Annotated in this window: 1 protein-coding gene; it reads left to right on the forward strand. The window is 66.6% G+C overall.

Annotated features, from left to right (window positions below):
- Positions 1 to 416 (forward strand): peptide chain release factor-like protein (locus tag JWG43_RS18840; RefSeq protein WP_205244439.1); only part of this gene is annotated, 416 nt, incomplete at both ends.

A 416-nucleotide genomic window follows, 5' to 3' on the forward strand; every position in this document is an offset into this window, starting at 1 on the left:
GAAATCATCTGCCTCATCTCCGGTGACCGCGTGTACAGCCACCTCAAGTTCGAGGCCGGTACCCACCGCGTGCAGCGCGTGCCCGCCACCGAGACCCAGGGCCGCATCCATACTTCCGCCGCCACCGTGGCCGTGATGCCCGAAGCCGAGGAAGTGGACGTGGAGATCCGCCCCGAAGACCTGCGCATCGATATTTACCGCGCTTCCGGTGCCGGTGGCCAGCACGTCAACAAGACCGAGTCCGCCGTGCGCATCACCCACATCCCCACCGGTACCGTGGTGACCTGCCAGGACGAACGTTCGCAGCACAAGAACAAGGCCCGCGCCATGAAGGTGCTGGCCTCCCGTATCCTGGCCGCCGAGCGCGAGCGCCAGAACAGCGAGCTTTCCGCCGACCGCAAGGCCCAGGTGGGCTC

Source organism: Desulfobulbus alkaliphilus (assembly GCF_016918545.1).
Taxonomy (GTDB): Bacteria; Desulfobacterota; Desulfobulbia; order Desulfobulbales; family Desulfobulbaceae; genus Desulfobulbus; species Desulfobulbus alkaliphilus.